We start from the raw sequence: 17,300 nt of genomic DNA, 5'->3' as shown, positions 1-17,300 counted from the left end.
GTTGTGGCTGCACCTGCTTGCCCGTTGGCGGGCGAGTAAGGCCAGTACTTCAGTGGGTGGGTGAGACTTAAATGCTCCAGCGAGCACTCAACAAACGTTCATTCAACAACTGGGGGTCCAGTGGCTTGGGACGTCGGGCCAGCGCGCCGACAAACTGATCCAACGCTTCGTGCAGACGCTGTTCCAGCTGCGGCGCCAGCTTCGCCTGGGCACTGCCTTCGCCGTAGGCGATCTGGCTGTCCTCGGCAAAAATCCCCTGGAGCATTTCCTGGGCCTTGAGCGCCGACAACACCGGCTTGAGCGCGTAGTCCACCGCCAGCATGTGGGCGATGCTGCCGCCCGTAGCCATTGGCAACACCACCTTGTGACTCAGGGCACGCTCAGGCAGCAAGTCCAGCAGGGTTTTCAGCGCCCCGGAAAACGACGCCTTGTACACCGGGGTGGCGATCACCAGGCCATCGGCATTTTCAATCTGTTGCAGCAGGTCGATCACCTTCGGGCTGTCGAAGCGTGCATGCAGCAAGTCTTCGGCCGGGAAGTCCCGTACCTGGTAACTCACCACTTCCACTCCCTGTTGTTGCAACCAGCGTTGGCAGCGCTCCAGCAGCACCCCTGAACGGGAGCGTTGGCTGGGACTTCCTCCGAGTGAGACGACCAGCATTGCCTTGATTCCTTGCGCGTTATGAGCGATTCGCGGCGGCGATCTCGCGTTGGTTGAAGCAACCTTAACAGGTGTTTTTTATATCCATAAATCATATTTATTCATTTGGTTATGCCTTACGGAAATATACAAACAGCTTTCGATCGCCCATAAAAAAAGGCCGTCGAAACGGCCTGAAAACCCCTGCTTTGGAAAGTCTTTGCGGCGCTATCAGCGGTTCGGTTGCGGCGTCAGGCGCAGGTAGGGCTTCACGGCGCGATAGCCTTTGGGGAAGCGCTGGGCAATTTCCGCCTCGTCCTTGAGCGAAGGCACGATCACCACCTCATCGCCGTCCTGCCAGTTGGCTGGCGTGGCCACCTTGTGGCTGTCGGTGAGTTGCAGGGAGTCGATCACCCGCAGGATTTCGTGGAAGTTGCGTCCGGTGCTGGCTGGGTAGGTGATGGTCAGTCGAACCTTCTTGTTCGGGTCGATGACGAACAGCGAGCGCACAGTCAGGGTGTCGTTGGCGTTCGGGTGGATCAGGTCGTAGAGGTCGGACACCTTGCGGTCGGCGTCGGCGAGGATCGGAAAGTTGACCTGAGTGTCCTGGGTTTCGTTGATATCCTCGATCCAGCGATGGTGCGAATCCACCGGGTCGACCGACAGGGCAATGGCCTTGACCCCACGCTGGGCAAATTCGTCCTTGAGCCTCGCAGTGAAGCCCAGTTCGGTGGTGCACACCGGCGTGAAGTCGGCTGGATGGGAAAACAGCACGCCCCAGCTATCGCCCAGCCACTCATGGAAGCGGATGGTGCCGGCGCTGGAATCCTGTTGGAAATCGGGGGCGATATCGCCGAGTTTGAGGCTCATGGTGCGGCTCCTTGTAAGTGCGTGATGAGCCTACTGTGCCTCGTCTTTTTATTAATTAAAAAGAATAAATATCGATTTATTTAGAACTGCAAGGAATATTAAATTTCTGTTCACTGGACGCTCGCACGCGCAGCGGCCACTCTGGCGCCAAGGTTCGAGAAGGCCTTGAGTTGCTGTAGAGAGGGAAGTAAGGAAGCACCCGCGGGGGCGGGCCTTCCTGCAAGACAAAGCCCCGCCCGGCGTGATGCCGGGCGGGGCTTTTTTTCGTCAGTTGCGAACCGCGCTGTTACAACAGCGGGATCGAGTAGCTGACGATCAGGCGGTTTTCATCCTGGTCGCGTTGACCTGGGATGTCGTTGCGCCACATGGCGTTTTTCCAGGTCAGGCCGAGGTTTTTCAGCGGACCCTGAGGCACTACGTAAGCCACGGTCAGGTCACGTTCCCACTCGCTGGCGCCGGTGGCGTTGACGCGAGTCTGTGGCTTGGTGGTACCGACGCTGCCCGAGGTGTCGATGTCGTCGCCGCGCAGGTAAACGATACCGGCGGTCAGGCCTGGTGCGCCGATCTGGGCGAAGTCATAGGAGTAGCGCGCCTGCCAGGTACGTTCGCCAGCACGGGCGAACTTGGCGATTTGCATGTCGGTAGTCAGGTAAGCCGACGAGCCGTCGCCCTGGTTCAGCCAAGGGAAATCGCTGTCGCCGTTGCTGACCTGGTAACCGCCACCGAAGGTGTGACCAGAAACGGTGTACAGGAACAGGCCGCTGTACAGGTTGTTGTCGACCTTGCCCTTGGTGATGCCAGTGCCGTAGTCACCGGTGGTGTAGTACGCAGGATCGTTGCCGTTGGCACCGTCATCGCGGCTGTTGAAGTAGCGCAGGTCGGACTTCAGCACGCCCGGGCCGATCGCCCAGCTGTGGATCAGGCCCAGGAAGTGTTGCTTGTAGAAGTTATCCAGGTTGCCGTAATAGTACTGGGCAGTCAGGTCCTTGGTGATCTTGTAGTCACCACCACCGTAGATGAACTTGTTGCTGTCGCGACCCGAAGCGGTCGGGCTGTTGGCGCCAGCGATCGACAATTCTTCGTTGTTGCTCGAGTTACGGCCCTTGGCGTGCTCGATCTGGCCACCGACCAGGGTCAGGTCCTTGATCTCGTTGGTGGTGATCTGGCCGCCCTGGAAGGTTTGCGGCAGCAGGCGACCGTCGTTGGTCACGATCACTGGCAGTTTTGGCTGCAGGGTGCCCAATTTCAGTTCGGTCTGGGAGATCTTGGCCTTGGCGGTCAGGCCCAGGCTGGAGAAGTTATCAACGGCTTCACCGTTGGACTTGCTCGGGAACACGGTGCCGCCGTACGAAGTAGCGGTTGCGCCGTTGGTGCCGCCGCCGGAATCCAGCTTCACGCCCAGCAGGCCGATGGCATCAAGACCAAAGCCTACGGTGCCCTGGGTGTAGCCCGAGGTGAAACGCAGGTCGAAACCCTGGCCCCACTCTTCCTGCTTGTTCTGCGCACCGGCAGCTTTGGTGTTGTTGTCGCGGTTATCGGTGTTGATATAGAAGTTGCGCAGGCCCAGAGTGGCCTTGCTGTCTTCGATAAAACCGGCGGCGCCTGCCTGCTGCGCGACAACCCCTACGGCCACAGCCAGGGCCAAGGTGGACTTGTTCATGTATCACTCCTCTCGTTTCTAATTTTTGTGTTTCTGGTCCAGGGTCTGTCGCCCCGGTTCCACAGATGCGCGATTAGCGCCAGAGCCCATCCACCAAGTCAATCGTAACAAGGTGTGTCTACGACCAAGGTCTAACCGCATGATTCGGTGTGTTCAGGTTAATGACTTTTCGATAAACCCAAAAAGAATTATTTCATAGTTTTTCATACCATTCTGGAATATAGCGAGCCTGCCATCTCCGAACGGAGCGCAGGATATCGGTTACACCGCTAATTCCTAAACAGTATTTAATGAAGTTTTTTTAGATCATCTACTCGAAAAAGACATTGACGGTCGTCAAGAATGATCAAAAACGCGACTTCATTGGATGAAGCGCGCATCATCCGGGGCAAATGTTACAGTTTATGTATCGCTGAAATATTTCTGTCACCCTGGCTTCGATTGAAAGCCAGGGCGGTGGTGGCGGGGTCAGAGGGCTTTTTCGAAGATCTTCGAATTGCGCTGGTAGTTGTACAGCGAAGCCCGTGCCGACGGCAGGCGCTCGACGCTGCTGGGCACAAAGCCGCGCTCGCGGAACCAGTGTGCGGTGCGGGTGGTGAGCACGAACAGGGTTTTCAGCCCTTGGGCACGGGCACGGCTTTCGATCCGTTCCAGCAGTTCGTCGCCGCGGCGGCCATGGCGGTATTCCGGGTTCACCGCCAGGCACGCCAGCTCGCCGGCATCCGAGTCGGCAATCTGGTACAGCGCTGCGCAGGCAATGATCATCCCTTCGCGCTCGACCACGCTGAACTGCTCGATTTCGCGCTCCAGCACCTCTCGCGAACGACGCACCAGGATGCCCTGCTCTTCCAGCGGACTGATCAGATCCAGCAAACCGCCAACGTCTTCGATGGCCGCTTCGCGTAGCAGCTCGAACTGCTCCTGGGCGACCAGCGTACCGCCACCGTCCCGGGTGAACAGCTCGGTGAGCAGTGCGCCGTCTTCGGCATAGCTGACAATATGGCTGCGACCGACGCCGCCGCGGCACGCCTCGGCCGCCGCGTCCAGCAGTTCGCCCTGGTAGTTCGAACCCAGGCGCTGCAAGTGTGCCGGCACCTGTTGCGGGCGCAATTCGCGCACCAGCCGCCCGTCTTCACCGATCAGGCCCATTTCGGCACCGAACAGCAGCAGCTTGTCGGCCCCCAGGTCGATGGCCGCACGGGTGGCGACGTCCTCGCAGGCCAGATTGAAGATCTCCCCGGTCGGCGAGTAGCCCAGCGGCGACAGCAGCACGATGGAGCGCTCGTCCAGCAGGCGGTTGATGCCCTTGCGGTCGACCCGGCGCACTTCGCCGGTGTGGTGATAATCGACGCCCTCGAGCACGCCAATCGGCCGCGCGGTCACCAGGTTGCCGCTGGCCACCCGCAGGCGCGAACCCTGCATGGGCGATGAAGCCATGTCCATCGACAGGCGCGCCTCGATGGCGATGCGCAATTGGCCGACGGCATCGATCACGCATTCCAGGGTCGCGGCATCGGTGATGCGCATGCCGTGGTGATAGTGCGGGGTCAGGCCACGGGCAGCGAGGCGGGTTTCGATTTGCGGACGCGAACCGTGCACCAGTACCAGGCGCACGCCGAGGCTGTGCAACAGCACCAGGTCGTGGACGATATTGCCGAAATTCGGGTGTTCAACACCGTCGCCGGGCAGCATGACGACGAAGGTGCAATCGCGGTGGGCGTTGATGTAAGGGGAAGCGTGACGAAGCCAGTTGACGTACTCGGGCATAACACCTGCACCTGTAATAAATAACAGCCGATAAAAGGACTTTGCAAAACGCACAGCGGGCTGGTGGTTATCGTCGGAACAGGCTTGGCGACACGCGCGCTCTCCTCATGAATACGGATGGATTGCCCCGGGATTCAAGCCGGGGTCAGGCAGTAATGTTCGATCAATTGTCTTAGTAGATGCACCGTAGGCTGCAAACGTGACATTTGCAGGAATTCCCCCGGCTGGTGGGCACAGGCGATGTCGCCAGGACCGAGCACCACGGTCTCACAACCAAGGCGCTGAAGATAAGGCGCTTCGGTACCGAACGCTACTGCTTCGGCACTGTGGCCGGTGAGTTTTTCGGCAACCTGGACCAGATCCGACTCCGCAGGCTGCTCGAACGGCGGCACTTCGGGGAACAGCGGCGCATAGTCGATCTTTACCTGATGACGCTCGGCGACCGGTTGCAGCCTCTGGCGGATGGCGCCACGCAAGGCGTCCGGGTCCATGCCCGGCAGGGGCCGCAGGTCGAATTCCAGTGAACACTGGCCGCAGATGCGATTCGGGTTGTCGCCGCCGTGGATGCAGCCAAAATTGAGGGTCGGTTGCGGCACGCTGAACTGCGGATTGCTGAATTCACGCTGCCAGAGCAAGCGCAAGCCGCGCAGCTCGCCCATGGCATCGTGCATGGCTTCCAGCGCGCTGTGGCCCAGGCGCGGATCGGAGGAGTGGCCGCTCTGGCCGAGGATGTCGATGCGTTCCATCATCACCCCCTTGTGCAGGCGAATCGGCTTCAGGCCTGTCGGCTCGCCGATCACCGCCACCCGCCCCAGGGGCTTGCCGGCCGCCGCCAGGGCACGGGCACCGGACATCGAGCTTTCTTCATCGCAGGTGGCGAGGATCATCAGCGGTTGCTTGAACGGCTGGTCGAGCAACGGCAGCAAGGCTTCGATGGCCAGGGCGAAAAACCCCTTCATGTCGCAACTGCCCAGGCCCACCCAGCGACCGTCGACTTCGGTGAGTTTCAGCGGATCGGTTTGCCACAACGCGCCATCGAACGGCACGGTGTCGCTGTGCCCGGCCAGCACCAGGCCGCCGGGACCACTGCCGAAGGTGGCGAGCAGGTTGAACTTGCCGGGGCTGACCTGCTGGATCTCGCAGGCGAAACCGAGGTCGCCGAGCCAGGTGGCCAACAAGTCGATCACCGGGCGGTTGCTCTGGTCCAGGTGCGCTTGGGTGCAACTGACGGACGGCGTGGCGATCAGTGCAGCGAACTGGTCTTTCATGGACGGCAAAGGCATCGCTGGCTCCTACTCGCGGATTGAGGTTCATCATAGAACCATCCAGTGACAGGAATAAACCGTCGCGGGGCGTTGGTTAGTTGAGTGCTGTACACTGCACGGCCTTGGCAGCCACACATTTCCCCCGGCTGCATCCCCGATCCTGGATTTTCCGGCCATGCACAAAGAAACCGAAATCAAACTGCGCGTCAGCCGCGAAACCCTCGCCGCCTTGCGCGAGCATCCTCTGCTGAAAAAACGCAACAAAAGTGGCTGGGAAAGCCGTGAGTTGATGAACCAGTACTTCGACACCCCGGAGCGCGAACTGGCCCACGCCAAGGTTGCCCTGCGCCTGCGCCGCGATGGCGACGTAGTGATCCAGACCCTCAAGACCCGTGGCCAGAGCGTTGCCGGCCTGTCCGAGCGCAACGAATACAACTGGGACTTGCCCAAGGCCAAGCTCGACGTCAAGAAACTCGACGGCGAATGCTGGCCGCAAGCGCTGGCCGAGCTGGACAAAAAGACCCTCAAGCCGATCTTCACCACCGACTTCGTGCGCGAGCGCGCTGAAATCGCCTGGGGCCGTGGCAAGGCCAAAGTAGTGATCGAGGCCGCGCTGGACCTGGGCCACGTAGTGGTCGGCAAACAGAAAGAAGAAATCTGCGAGCTGGAACTGGAACTGCGCGAAGGCGAACCAGCGGCATTGCTCGAACTGGCCGCCGAGTTGGCCGAGAAACTGGCGCTGATGCCGTGCGACATCAGCAAGGCGGAACGTGGCTATCGCCTGTACGACGCCAACAGCTACACGCTGAGCCTGCCGGCCCCCGAGCTGACATTCGAAATGCCGCTGGACGATGCATTCGCCGCCCTGTGCTGGCACCTGCTGGGCAGCAGCCAGCGGCTGGCCGAGCAGTACCGCTTCAACGGTCATTGGCGTCTGCTGCAGGACTGGGTCGAGTGCCTGGCCGAACTGCGCGCACTGATTGGCAGCCTCGGCCAGGCCGCGCCACGTCAGTCGACCCACGACCTGCGCGTGGCCCTGGATGCCCTGCTCGAAGACTGGCGTCCGCTGGTCCAGGCCGGCCTGGATGACGAAGACGTGCGCAAGGTGGCGCCTGAGCAATTCCTCGAAGAACTTGAAGACCCGCGCTGGGGTCAGTTCTCGCTGAACGCTTCGCGCTGGCTGCTGGCCCGCACCTGGACCGCCGACCGCAATACCCGAGGCAACCGCCAGGGCGCCGCGCAGTTGGGTAACTGGCTGCCGCGCCTGCTGGGCGAAGAAGCCACCTCGCTGCAACTGCAACGTTACCAGCAACAGCCCGAAGACCTCGCCGAGCAACTGCCGCGCATCGAACGCATCCAGACCTGGCTGCACCACGCCCGAGCGGTGCTGGACGTGGCGGAAATGGATCGCCTGTACGGTGAGCTGAACAAGCTGGCGCAACTGGCCAACGAGTCGATCACCGACGAAGTGCTCGACGCCCGCAAGCAGCAGGCGATTGCGGTGTATCAGAACCGCGCGTGGAAGACCCTTCTGCGTATGTGATGCCGCCTTCGCCGCGATGCGGCGGCCCGACAAGCCAGCTCCTACAAGGGTCTGTGGTGCACACGCCCCCCTGTAGGAGCTGGCTCGCCAGCGAAGAGGCCAGCCCAATCACCGCAATACCTTCAAACCGGCAAACTGGTGGTCGACTTGATCTCCGACAACGCCACAATCGAATTCACTTCCTGAATCCCCGGCACCATCGACAGCTTCTCGAAGAAGAAGCGCTCATAGGCCTCGATGTCTGCCGTGACGATACGCAGCAGAAAGTCCACCGCCCCCATCAGCACATAACACTCCAGCACTTCGGGAAAACCGCGGATCGCCTCGGTGAATTCGGTGAAGTTCGAACGGCCGTGGGCGTTGAGTTTGACCTCGGCAAAAATCTGCGTGTTGAGGCCGATCTTCTTGCGATCGAGCAAGGTCACCTGACCGCGAATCACCCCCTCCTCGCGCATCCGCTGAATGCGCCGCCAGCAAGGCGACTGCGATAAGCCGACCTGCTCGGCAATCTGCGCGCTGGACAGCGAAGCGTCCTCTTGCAGCAACGCCAGGATGCGGCGGTCGTAGGCGTCCAATTCGCTGCGCATAAATTAATCCCTGCATCTATTATTAATGAATTGAATGATTCAAAAAAAATCCAAACTTGCCCATCTTAGGCAAATAAATCCCCACTGCAGATGTAAAAATTTCTCCATTGACCTGGAGACCGACCATGCCCCTGCTCGAAGCCGTCAGCAACCACCCTTCCCGCGCCGATGTCTGGCATGCCGGCAACGTCCATTGCCAGGTGCACTATCAATTGCTCGCCGAAGCCGAACCGGATCTACTGTGCCGGGCGCTGAACCTGTTTGCCTTGCAGTTTCTCGTGCCACTTCAGGTCAATGTGCAGCGCCAGGACGACCTGCTGGCTCTGGAGATCGTCATCGATGGCCTGAGCTGGCATCGCGCCGAAGTGATCGCGGAAAAACTCCGTAACCTGATCAGTGTCTGCTCGGTTCAGCTCAAAACCATTGATTCACAATGGCCGGCAGCGGCACTTGCGGTTGGTTGAGGCCCACGGAAAAACCCCGCAACGCTTGATCGGGCCGTGCCGCCAAGGCAGTGCCCGAGGCGATCTATCCTTGGCAATCGATGCTCTAGATCGTTTCCACAAGGAGTGCGGATGTCCTCTCTACTCGCTACCCAGGATCGCTGGCTGGATCTGAATGAATTGCTGCGTGGCTTGCTCGATCAAGGATTGATCAGCCAGGCAGCTGCCGAACAAACGCTGAGCGCTCGTCGCGACGCGGCCAACAGCCCGTTGCACCCGCTGGAGTTTCTGGCCGGCCAACGACTCGCCAATCGCCATCGCCCGGGCCACCACCTGGACCTGGAAAGCCTGACCCTGTGGCTGGCCAAACTGGCCGGCCAGCCCTATATGCGCATCGATCCGTTGACCATCAATGTCGCCCGGGTCACTCCGCTGATGTCCTACGCCTTCGCCCAGCGCCACAAGATCCTCGCCGTGGCGATTGATCGCGATGCCGTCACCATCGCCAGCTCGCAGCCTTATGTTCGCGGCTGGGAAGCCGACCTGGCGCACGTGCTGCAGGTGCCGATCAAGCGCGTGCTGGCCAACCCCGCCGACATCCAGCGCTACTGCACGGAGTTCTATCGCCTGGCCCGGTCGGTCAACGGCGCGACCCGGGCGGATCACGCGGTGAATGCTGCAGGCAACTTCGAGCAACTGCTCAATCTTGGCGCCAGCGACCAGGAGCCCGACGCCAATGACGCACACATCGTCAACATCGTCGACTGGCTGTTCCAGTACGCTTTCCAGCAGCGTGCCAGCGATATCCACATCGAGCCGCGACGCGAACAGGGCACTTTGCGCTTTCGCATCGACGGCGTATTGCACGGGGTCTATCAGTTCCCCCCGCAGGTCTGCCTGGCGATTGTCAGCCGCCTGAAAAGCCTGGGGCGGATGAACGTCGCCGAAAAGCGCAAGCCTCAGGACGGTCGGGTCAAGGCGCGCACGCCCCAGGGCGCGGAAGTCGAACTGCGCCTGTCCACCCTGCCCACCGCCTTCGGCGAAAAGCTGGTGATGCGCATCTTTGATCCACAGGTGCTGCTCAAGGACTTCAGCGAGCTGGGGTTCTGCGCCGATGATCTGCAGCGCTGGCAGGACATGACCCGCCAGCCCAACGGCATCATTCTGGTCACGGGCCCCACGGGGTCGGGCAAGACCACCACGCTCTACAGCACCTTGAAGCAACTCGCGACGCCGCAGGTCAACTTGTGCACCATCGAAGATCCGATCGAGATGATCGAGCCGGCGTTCAACCAGATGCAGGTCCAGCACAACATCGACCTGAATTTTGCCAGCGGCGTGCGCGCCCTGATGCGCCAGGACCCGGACATCATCATGGTCGGCGAAATCCGCGATGTCGAAACGGCCGAAATGGCGATCCAGGCAGCGCTCACCGGGCACCTGGTGCTGTCGACCCTGCACACCAACGATGCGCCCAGCGCCATCAGCCGCTTATTGGAACTGGGCATTGCCCACTATCTGATCAAGGCCACCCTGCTGGGGGTCATGGCGCAACGCCTGGTGCGCACGCTGTGCCCGCACTGCAAGGCGCCGCTGAAACTGGCCGAACACGACTGGCGCAGCCTGACCCATCCCAGGCCGCTGCCCCTGCCGGCCAACGCCCAGCGCGCCTCGGGTTGCCTGGAATGCCGCAATACTGGCTACCGCGGGCGCGCCGGGGTCTATGAAATCATGCAATTGAGCGACCGCCTCAAGGCCCTGATCAGCCCGGACACCGACGTCCAGGCCCTGCGGGAGCAGGCGCTCAAGGACGGCATGTGCAGCCTGCGCGAAGCCGGCGCGCAGAAAATCGCTGCCGGACTGACCAGCGTCGAGGAAGTCCTGCGGGTAACGCCACACTCTGCACAGAAGTAATCCGTGCCGCGGGCATCTTCGCGCCGCTACACTCAGGCCTGCACCTTCATTGACTGAACAGGGATTTTTCATGCAAACCGGTAGCGTACTTCTGCTTTTCCTTGGCCTGGTGGTCGCCATTCTGTTCATGGGGTTCAAAGTGGTTCCCCAGGGCTATCAATGGACCGTCGAGCGCTTTGGCCGCTACACCAACACCCTCAAGCCAGGCCTGAACATCATCATTCCGGTGATGGACCGCATCGGCCGCAAGATCAACGTGATGGAAAGCGTGCTGGATATTCCGCCGCAGGAAGTCATCACCGCCGACAACGCCACGGTGCAGATCGATGCCGTGTGCTTCTTCCAGGTGGTCAACACCGCACAGGCGGCCTACGAGGTGAACAACCTCGAACACGCCATTCGCAACCTGCTGCAGACCAACATCCGTACCGTGCTCGGCTCGATGGAACTGGACGCCATGCTCAGCCAGCGCGACGGTATCAACGAAAAACTGCTGCGCACCGTCGACGAAGCGACCGCGCCCTGGGGCATCAAGATCACCCGAATCGAAATCAAGGACATCAGCCCACCCGCCGACCTGATGGCCGCCATGTCCGGGCAGATGAAGGCCGAGCGGATCAAGCGTGCACAGATCCTGGAAGCCGAAGGCCTGCGCGCCTCGGCGATTCTCACCGCCGAGGGCAAGAAGCAGGCGCAGATCCTCGAGGCCGAGGGCAGTCGCCAGGCGGCCTTTCTCGAATCCGAAGCCCGTGAGCGCCAGGCCGAAGCGGAGGCCAAGGCCACCCAGGTGGTGTCTGAAGCGATTGCCCACGGCAACGTACAGGCGGTGAACTACTTCGTCGCACAAAAGTACATCGATGCACTCGGCCAACTGGCCTCGGCCAACAACAGCAAAGTCATCCTGATGCCGCTGGAAGCCAGCCAGGTGATTGGCGCGGTCGGCGGTATCGGCGAGATCGTCAAGGCCACGTTCGACGGCAAGAAGGTCTGAGGCGCGATTTATGTGGGCATTCCTGCAACAGCTTTCATTCTGGGACTGGCTGGCGCTGGGCACAGTGCTGCTGATTCTCGAAGTGTTCGGTGCCGGCGGTTATCTGCTGTGGATTGGTCTCGCGGCCGCCGCCGTCGGCGTGCTGACCTTCATCATTCCCGGCCTGTCGTGGGAGTGGCAGATCCTGCTGTTCGGCTTGCTGTCGATCCTCACCGCCCTGTACTGGTGGTACCGCCAGCGCAGTGCGGTGCGCACCAGCGATGAGCCGAACCTCAACCTGCGCGGCCAGGAACTGCTGGGCAAGGTGTACGTGGTGCATCAGGCGATTGTCGACGGGCGTGGCAAGATCAAGGTCGCCGATGGCGTGTGGATGGCCCGGGGCCCGGATACGCCCGAAGGCGCCAAAGTGCGGGTGGTGGGGATGGACGGTGTGGTGATAGTGGTTGAACACCTGGATTGACCGGCGCGGAACAAAAATGCGCTTTGCCGATCCAACCGGCCAGATCTTCCCAAACCACTGGAGTCACCCTCGATGCGCGTCAAACTGGCCGCCGCTACCCTTGCCCTGCTCTCGCTGAGCGCCGGGTCCGCCATGGCCGATACTTTCTGGAGAAACGTGATTTCCTCCGGTGCTACCACCGCCTCCACCTACCTGACGTCCAAGGATCACAAGATGATCGCGGCGGCCCAGGACGACGCCAGCAGCTTCGTTGCCAGCGACGGCGCGATTCGCGGACCGTTCCTGGAATCAGCGATGCACCAGGTGCGTGCCGAGCATCCGGGCCTGCAGGCCAGCGACATGGAATTGGCCAATGCGATTCTGGCGCGTAATACCACCGCCGAGTAATGCTGCTTTTTTGTAGGAGCGAGCTTTGCTCGCGAAGAACGTCAACGATGACGCGGTCATTCTGAATGATTGCGGCGCCCTCAGGTGCTTCGCGAGCAAGCTCGCTCCTACAGTGGTTCACCGCCACCCACGATGAATTTCACCGATACTCATCCACCGGCACACACGCACAGTACAAATTCCGATCGCCGTACACATTGTCCACCCGATTCACCGTCGGCCAGTACTTGTGCGCCCGGGTGTGGGCGTCCGGCGTCACGGCCTGCTCGATGCTGTAGGGTCGATCCCAGACACCGGTGATGTCCGCCAGGGTATGGGGCGAACGTTTCAGCGGGTTGTCCTCGGCTGGCCAGCTGCCGTTCTGCACCTCGGAAATCTCCGCACGGATACTCAGCATCGCATTGATAAAACGATCCAGCTCCGCCTTGGACTCACTTTCAGTCGGCTCGACCATCAAGGTACCGGCCACCGGAAACGACATGGTCGGCGCGTGGAAGCCGTAATCCATCAGGCGCTTGGCCACGTCTTCCTCAGTGATCCCGGTCAGCGCCTTCAGCGGCCGCAGATCGAGGATGCATTCATGGGCCACCCGTCCGTTGCGTCCGCTGAACAGCACCGGAAAGGCCCCCGACAGCTGCTCGGCCAGGTAGTTGGCGGATAGAATCGCCACCTCGCTGGCATCCGCCAGTTGCGGGCCCATCATGGCGATGTACATCCAACTGATCGGCAAAATACTCGCACTGCCCCAAGGCGCGGCGCTGACGGCACCGTTCTGCGGATCCGGACCGTCCAGCGGCACCACCGGATGATTGGCGACGAACGGCGCAAGATGCGCACGGACGCCAATCGGCCCCATCCCCGGCCCGCCCCCGCCGTGAGGAATGCAAAAGGTCTTGTGCAGGTTCATGTGTGAGACATCGGCACCGATGTCCGCCGGCCGCGCCAGGCCGACCTGGGCATTGAGGTTGGCGCCGTCCATGTACACCTGGCCGCCGTGGCGGTGGATAACTTCGCAGATCTCGCTGATACCCTCTTCGTACACACCATGGGTCGAGGGGTAAGTCGCCATCAGGCAGGCCAGTTTGTCCCCTGCCGCTGCGGCCTTGGTTTTCAGGTCTTCCAGATCGACGTTGCCGGCCTCGTCGCACTCGACAATTACCACACGCATCCCGGCCATCTGCGCAGAAGCCGGGTTGGTGCCGTGGGCCGATGCCGGGATCAGGCAAATGTCCCGCGCCCCTTGCTGGCGGCTCGCATGGTACTTGCTGATCGCCAGCAGCCCGGCGTACTCGCCCTGAGCCCCGGAGTTCGGCTGCATGCAGATCGCGTCAAAACCGGTGATCGCACACAGCCAGCTCTCCAGCTCAGTGATCATCAGGCTGTAGCCCATCGCCTGATCCTTCGGCGCAAAGGGGTGCAGGTTGGCGAAGCCCGGCCAGGTGATGGGGATCATCTCGGCGGTGGCATTGAGTTTCATGGTGCAGGAGCCCAGCGGAATCATCGACTGGTTGAGCGCCAGGTCCTTGTTCTCCAACTGCTTGAGGTAGCGCAGCATCTCGGTTTCGCTGTGATGGGCGTTGAACACCGGATGGCGCAGGTACGCGCTGCTGCGCAACAGGCTGGCGGGGATGCCGGACGCCAGTGGCTCGGCGTCCAGGTCGGCAATCTGCAGCCCATGATCGGCACCCAGGAACACGTCGAACAGCTTGGCCACGGTGCGTTCGTCGCAGCTTTCGTCAAGGCTCAGGCCAACCTGGCCCCGCCCCAGGATCCGCAGGTTGATCTGCGCCGCCTTGGCGGTTTCGATGATCGCGGTCTGGCTGCCGCCCACCTCAAGGGTCAAGGTGTCGAAGAACTGTCGGTTGAGGCGAGCAATACCGTTGCGTTCAAGACCGGCGGCGAGGATGCAGGTCAACCGGTGCACCCGTTGCGCAATGCGCTTGAGCCCTTGCGGGCCGTGGTAGACCGCGTAGAAGCTGGCGATGTTGGCCAGCAACACCTGGGCCGTGCAGATGTTCGAGTTGGCCTTCTCGCGGCGGATATGCTGCTCGCGGGTTTGCAGGGCCATGCGCAGCGCGACATTGCCCCGGGCATCTTTCGAGACACCGATAATGCGCCCGGGGATCGCCCGCTTGTACTCCTCGCGACTGGCAAAAAACGCCGCATGCGGGCCGCCATAGCCCATCGGCACGCCGAAGCGCTGGGACGAACCGAACACCACGTCGGCGCCCATTTCACCGGGCGGCGTCAGCAACAACAGGCTGAGCAAGTCCGCCGCCACGCAAGCCAGGGCCTGCTGGGCGTGCAAGTGGTCGATCAGCGGCCGCAAGTCGCGGATCTCGCCGTGGGTATCCGGATACTGCAACAGCGCGCCGAACACCTGATGCTGCGGCAAGTTATCCACAGCGTCGATAATCAGTTCGAAACCGAAACCCTCGGCGCGGGTCTGGACCACGGAAATGGTTTGCGGGTGACAGTTTTCATCGACGAAGAACAGATTGCTTTTAGACTTCGCCACCCGCTTGGCCAGCGCCATGGCCTCTGCAGCGGCCGTCGCTTCATCGAGCAAGGAGGCATTGGCCAGATCGAGACCGGTCAGGTCGATGGTCAATTGCTGGAAATTGAGCAGGGCTTCGAGCCGGCCCTGGGCAATCTCCGGTTGATAAGGGGTGTAGGCGGTGTACCAACCGGGGTTTTCCAGCACGTTGCGCAGAATCACCGCCGGCGTCAGGGTCCCGTGATAGCCCATGCCGATCAGGCTGGTCCACACCTGATTCTGCTCGGCATATCCGCGCAGCTTTGCCAACGCCGCCTCTTCGTCCAACGCCGGCGGCAGGTCCAGTGCGCGATTGAAACGAATGCCCGGCGGCACCGTCTGCTCGATCAACTCGACCCGGCTGCCGAGCCCCAGGCTGTCGAGCATCGCCTGTTGTTCGGCGGCGTCCGGCCCCAGGTGGCGGCGCAGGAAGGCATTGGGGTCGCGTAACTGGCTCAAGCTGGGCATTTGGGACATGACGGGCTCTCTCTTGATTGGCGCTCAGCGTCTGTTCAACTCGGTTCAGGCAGCATAGCTGCCCTGTGCGCAGGGTATGGTGTCTTCGGCCAATCGGAGCCATTCTATTGCGCGTCTCAACTACGTCCGCCCATCAGGTGCCCTGATCGTCATGAGCCAACTGCCTTTTCTGCCGTTTTCCAAACCTGTCATCGATGAAGCCACCATCAGCGCCGTCGGCGAGGTCCTGCGTTCCGGCTGGATCACCAGCGGGCCCAAGGTCCAGGCCTTTGAAGCGCAACTCTCGGAGTTTTTCGGTGGTCGTCCGGTACGCACCTTCAACTCCGGCACCTGCACCATGGAAATCGCCCTGCGCATCGCCGGCATCGGCGCCGGTGACGAGGTCATCACCACGCCCATTTCCTGGGTGGCAACGGCCAACGTGATCCTCGAAGTCGGGGCCACGCCGGTGTTTGCCGATATCGACCCGATCACCCGCAACATCGATCTCGACCAGCTGGAAGCCGCCATCACCCCGCGCACCAAGGCCATCATTCCGGTGTACCTTGCCGGTTTGCCAGTGGACATGTCGCGCCTGTATGCGATTGCCCGCAAACATGGCCTGCGGGTGGTCGAGGACGCCGCCCAGGCGCTGGGTTCCAGCTGGAAGGGGCAGCGGATCGGTGCCACCGGGGATTTCGTCTCGTTCAGCTTTCAGGCGAACAAGAACGTCACCTGCTCGGAAGGCGGTTGCCTGGTGCTCAACACCCCTGAAGAAGCGCGGCTGGCGGAAAAATATCGCCTGCAAGGGGTGACCCGCAGCGGTTTCGACGGCCTCGATGTGGACGTGCTCGGCGGTAAATTCAACATGACCGACATCGCAGCGGCCATCGGCCTCGGCCAGTTTGCCGGGATCGAGGCGATCACTGCCCAGCGCCGCATGCTGGCCAAGCATTATTTCGAGTGCTTCGGCAGCGACTTCGAAGAACGTTACGGCGCGCAGCTACCGCCGGCGGATTTCACCCAGAGCAACTGGCACCTGTTCCAACTGGTACTGCCTGAGCGCACGGACGGCCTACCGGCACGCGCCACCTTCATGGAAAAAATGCAGGAACTGGGGATTGGCATCGGCTATCACTACCCGCCGATTCATCTGCTGAGTCTGTACCGCGAGCGCGGTTTCAAGGAGGGGATGTTCCCGGTGGCCGAGCGTGTTGGCCGGCTGATCGTGTCGTTGCCGATGTTTTCCACCATGAACACCGCCGATGTGGAACGGGTGGTGGCAGCGGTGAAAACCGTACTGCAGCGCTGACGGCGTTGGCGCAGGAGCCGGCTAAGCGGCTCCTGCGTGCGCATCACTCGCCGATGGCGGCCTTGTAGCCGGCAGCGTCGAGGAGTTTTTCCAGCTCAGCCGGGGTGCTTGGCTTGAGCTTGAAGATCCACGCGTCGTAAGGCTCGGAGTTGAGCAGTTCAGGGTTGGCGCTCAGCTCTTCGTTGACGGCGATCACTTCACCGGCAACCGGCGAGTAGATGTCCGAAGCAGCCTTGACCGACTCCACTACACCGGCCTGGTCGCCAGCACCGAACACATTGCCCACCTCGGTCAGCTCGACGAATACCACGTCGCCCAACGCTTCCTGAGCGTGATCGCTGATGCCTACCGTGACCGTGCCATCGGCTTCCAGGCGCGCCCATTCGTGACTTTCGGCAAAACGCAGTTCGGCAGGGATATCGCTCATGTTCTGTGTCCTCAAGAATAAATGTCAGCGGTGTTGGCCCGC

General features: G+C 61.4%; 15 protein-coding genes. 7 read left to right on the top strand and 8 right to left on the bottom strand.

Annotated features, from left to right (window positions below; genetic code table 11):
* Window positions 1-67: 67 nt before the first annotated feature.
* The 5 genes from ssuE to argE all read right to left on the bottom strand — a co-directional run bounded on the left by ssuE (window position 68) and on the right by argE (window position 6,220).
* Complete coding sequence (gene ssuE, locus ACZYR5_RS05990) at window positions 68-661, bottom strand: NADPH-dependent FMN reductase (protein ID WP_489088749.1); 594 nt, start codon at window positions 659-661, stop codon at window positions 68-70.
* Between the two features lie 210 nt (window positions 662-871).
* Window positions 872-1,510: a peroxiredoxin gene (locus tag ACZYR5_RS05985; protein WP_489088750.1), complete on the bottom strand. Its 639-nt coding sequence runs from the start codon at window positions 1,508-1,510 to the stop codon at window positions 872-874.
* 286 nt (window positions 1,511-1,796) lie between these two features.
* The gene (locus tag ACZYR5_RS05980; protein WP_489088751.1) at window positions 1,797-3,170 is read right to left on the bottom strand and encodes an OprD family porin; all 1,374 of its coding nucleotides are present in this window, start codon (window positions 3,168-3,170) and stop codon (window positions 1,797-1,799) included.
* A 468-nt stretch (window positions 3,171-3,638) separates the two neighbouring features.
* Window positions 3,639-4,937, bottom strand: coding sequence for an amino-acid N-acetyltransferase (gene argA, locus ACZYR5_RS05975; RefSeq protein ID WP_027616918.1), 1,299 nt, complete (start codon window positions 4,935-4,937; stop codon window positions 3,639-3,641).
* 134 nt (window positions 4,938-5,071) lie between these two features.
* A complete protein-coding gene (gene argE, locus ACZYR5_RS05970) occupies window positions 5,072-6,220 on the bottom strand; it encodes an acetylornithine deacetylase (RefSeq protein ID WP_489088752.1) in 1,149 nt (382 codons plus the stop codon).
* 157 nt (window positions 6,221-6,377) lie between these two features.
* Between argE and ACZYR5_RS05965 the strand changes: the two genes are divergently transcribed.
* Window positions 6,378-7,745 (top strand): CYTH domain-containing protein, encoded by a 1,368-nt coding sequence (locus ACZYR5_RS05965; RefSeq protein WP_489088753.1) that lies wholly within the window; start codon window positions 6,378-6,380, stop codon window positions 7,743-7,745.
* 122 nt (window positions 7,746-7,867) lie between these two features.
* Here the strand turns inward: ACZYR5_RS05965 and ACZYR5_RS05960 are convergent, their stop codons facing one another.
* The gene (locus ACZYR5_RS05960; RefSeq protein ID WP_489088754.1) at window positions 7,868-8,332 is read right to left on the bottom strand and encodes an Lrp/AsnC family transcriptional regulator; all 465 of its coding nucleotides are present in this window, start codon (window positions 8,330-8,332) and stop codon (window positions 7,868-7,870) included.
* 125 nt (window positions 8,333-8,457) lie between these two features.
* On the opposite strand from ACZYR5_RS05960, the gene ACZYR5_RS05955 reads away from it, so the two are divergent.
* From ACZYR5_RS05955 to ACZYR5_RS05935, 5 genes are all read left to right on the top strand, one after another.
* Window positions 8,458-8,796, top strand: coding sequence for a hypothetical protein (locus tag ACZYR5_RS05955; RefSeq protein WP_489088755.1), 339 nt, complete (start codon window positions 8,458-8,460; stop codon window positions 8,794-8,796).
* A gap of 111 nt (window positions 8,797-8,907) precedes the next feature.
* On the top strand, window positions 8,908-10,689 hold the full coding sequence (gene tfpB / locus ACZYR5_RS05950) for a type IV pilus assembly ATPase TfpB (RefSeq protein WP_489088756.1): 1,782 nt from the start codon (window positions 8,908-8,910) through the stop codon (window positions 10,687-10,689).
* A gap of 70 nt (window positions 10,690-10,759) precedes the next feature.
* Window positions 10,760-11,680 carry an SPFH domain-containing protein gene (locus tag ACZYR5_RS05945; protein WP_489088757.1) on the top strand — a complete coding sequence of 307 codons (921 nt, stop codon included), beginning with the start codon at window positions 10,760-10,762 and terminating at the stop codon, window positions 11,678-11,680.
* A 10-nt stretch (window positions 11,681-11,690) separates the two neighbouring features.
* On the top strand, window positions 11,691-12,140 hold the full coding sequence (locus tag ACZYR5_RS05940; RefSeq protein WP_489088758.1) for an NfeD family protein: 450 nt from the start codon (window positions 11,691-11,693) through the stop codon (window positions 12,138-12,140).
* A gap of 72 nt (window positions 12,141-12,212) precedes the next feature.
* Window positions 12,213-12,527: a DUF2388 domain-containing protein gene (locus tag ACZYR5_RS05935; RefSeq protein ID WP_489088759.1), complete on the top strand. Its 315-nt coding sequence runs from the start codon at window positions 12,213-12,215 to the stop codon at window positions 12,525-12,527.
* Window positions 12,528-12,666: 139 nt separating this feature from the next.
* On the opposite strand, the gene gcvP is transcribed toward ACZYR5_RS05935, so the two are convergent.
* On the bottom strand, window positions 12,667-15,540 hold the full coding sequence (gene gcvP / locus ACZYR5_RS05930) for an aminomethyl-transferring glycine dehydrogenase (RefSeq protein WP_489088760.1): 2,874 nt from the start codon (window positions 15,538-15,540) through the stop codon (window positions 12,667-12,669).
* A 151-nt stretch (window positions 15,541-15,691) separates the two neighbouring features.
* On the opposite strand from gcvP, the gene ACZYR5_RS05925 reads away from it, so the two are divergent.
* On the top strand, window positions 15,692-16,831 hold the full coding sequence (locus tag ACZYR5_RS05925) for a DegT/DnrJ/EryC1/StrS family aminotransferase (RefSeq protein WP_489088761.1): 1,140 nt from the start codon (window positions 15,692-15,694) through the stop codon (window positions 16,829-16,831).
* Between the two features lie 43 nt (window positions 16,832-16,874).
* Here ACZYR5_RS05925 and gcvH read toward each other — a convergent pair whose 3' ends face one another.
* A complete protein-coding gene (gene gcvH / locus ACZYR5_RS05920) occupies window positions 16,875-17,258 on the bottom strand; it encodes a glycine cleavage system protein GcvH (protein ID WP_489088762.1) in 384 nt (127 codons plus the stop codon).
* Window positions 17,259-17,300 lie beyond the last annotated feature (42 nt).

Source organism: Pseudomonas sp. F007, assembly GCF_057814275.1.
The sequence above is the reverse complement of the archived record's forward strand: the minus strand, read 5'-3'. Positions and strand labels throughout refer to the sequence as shown.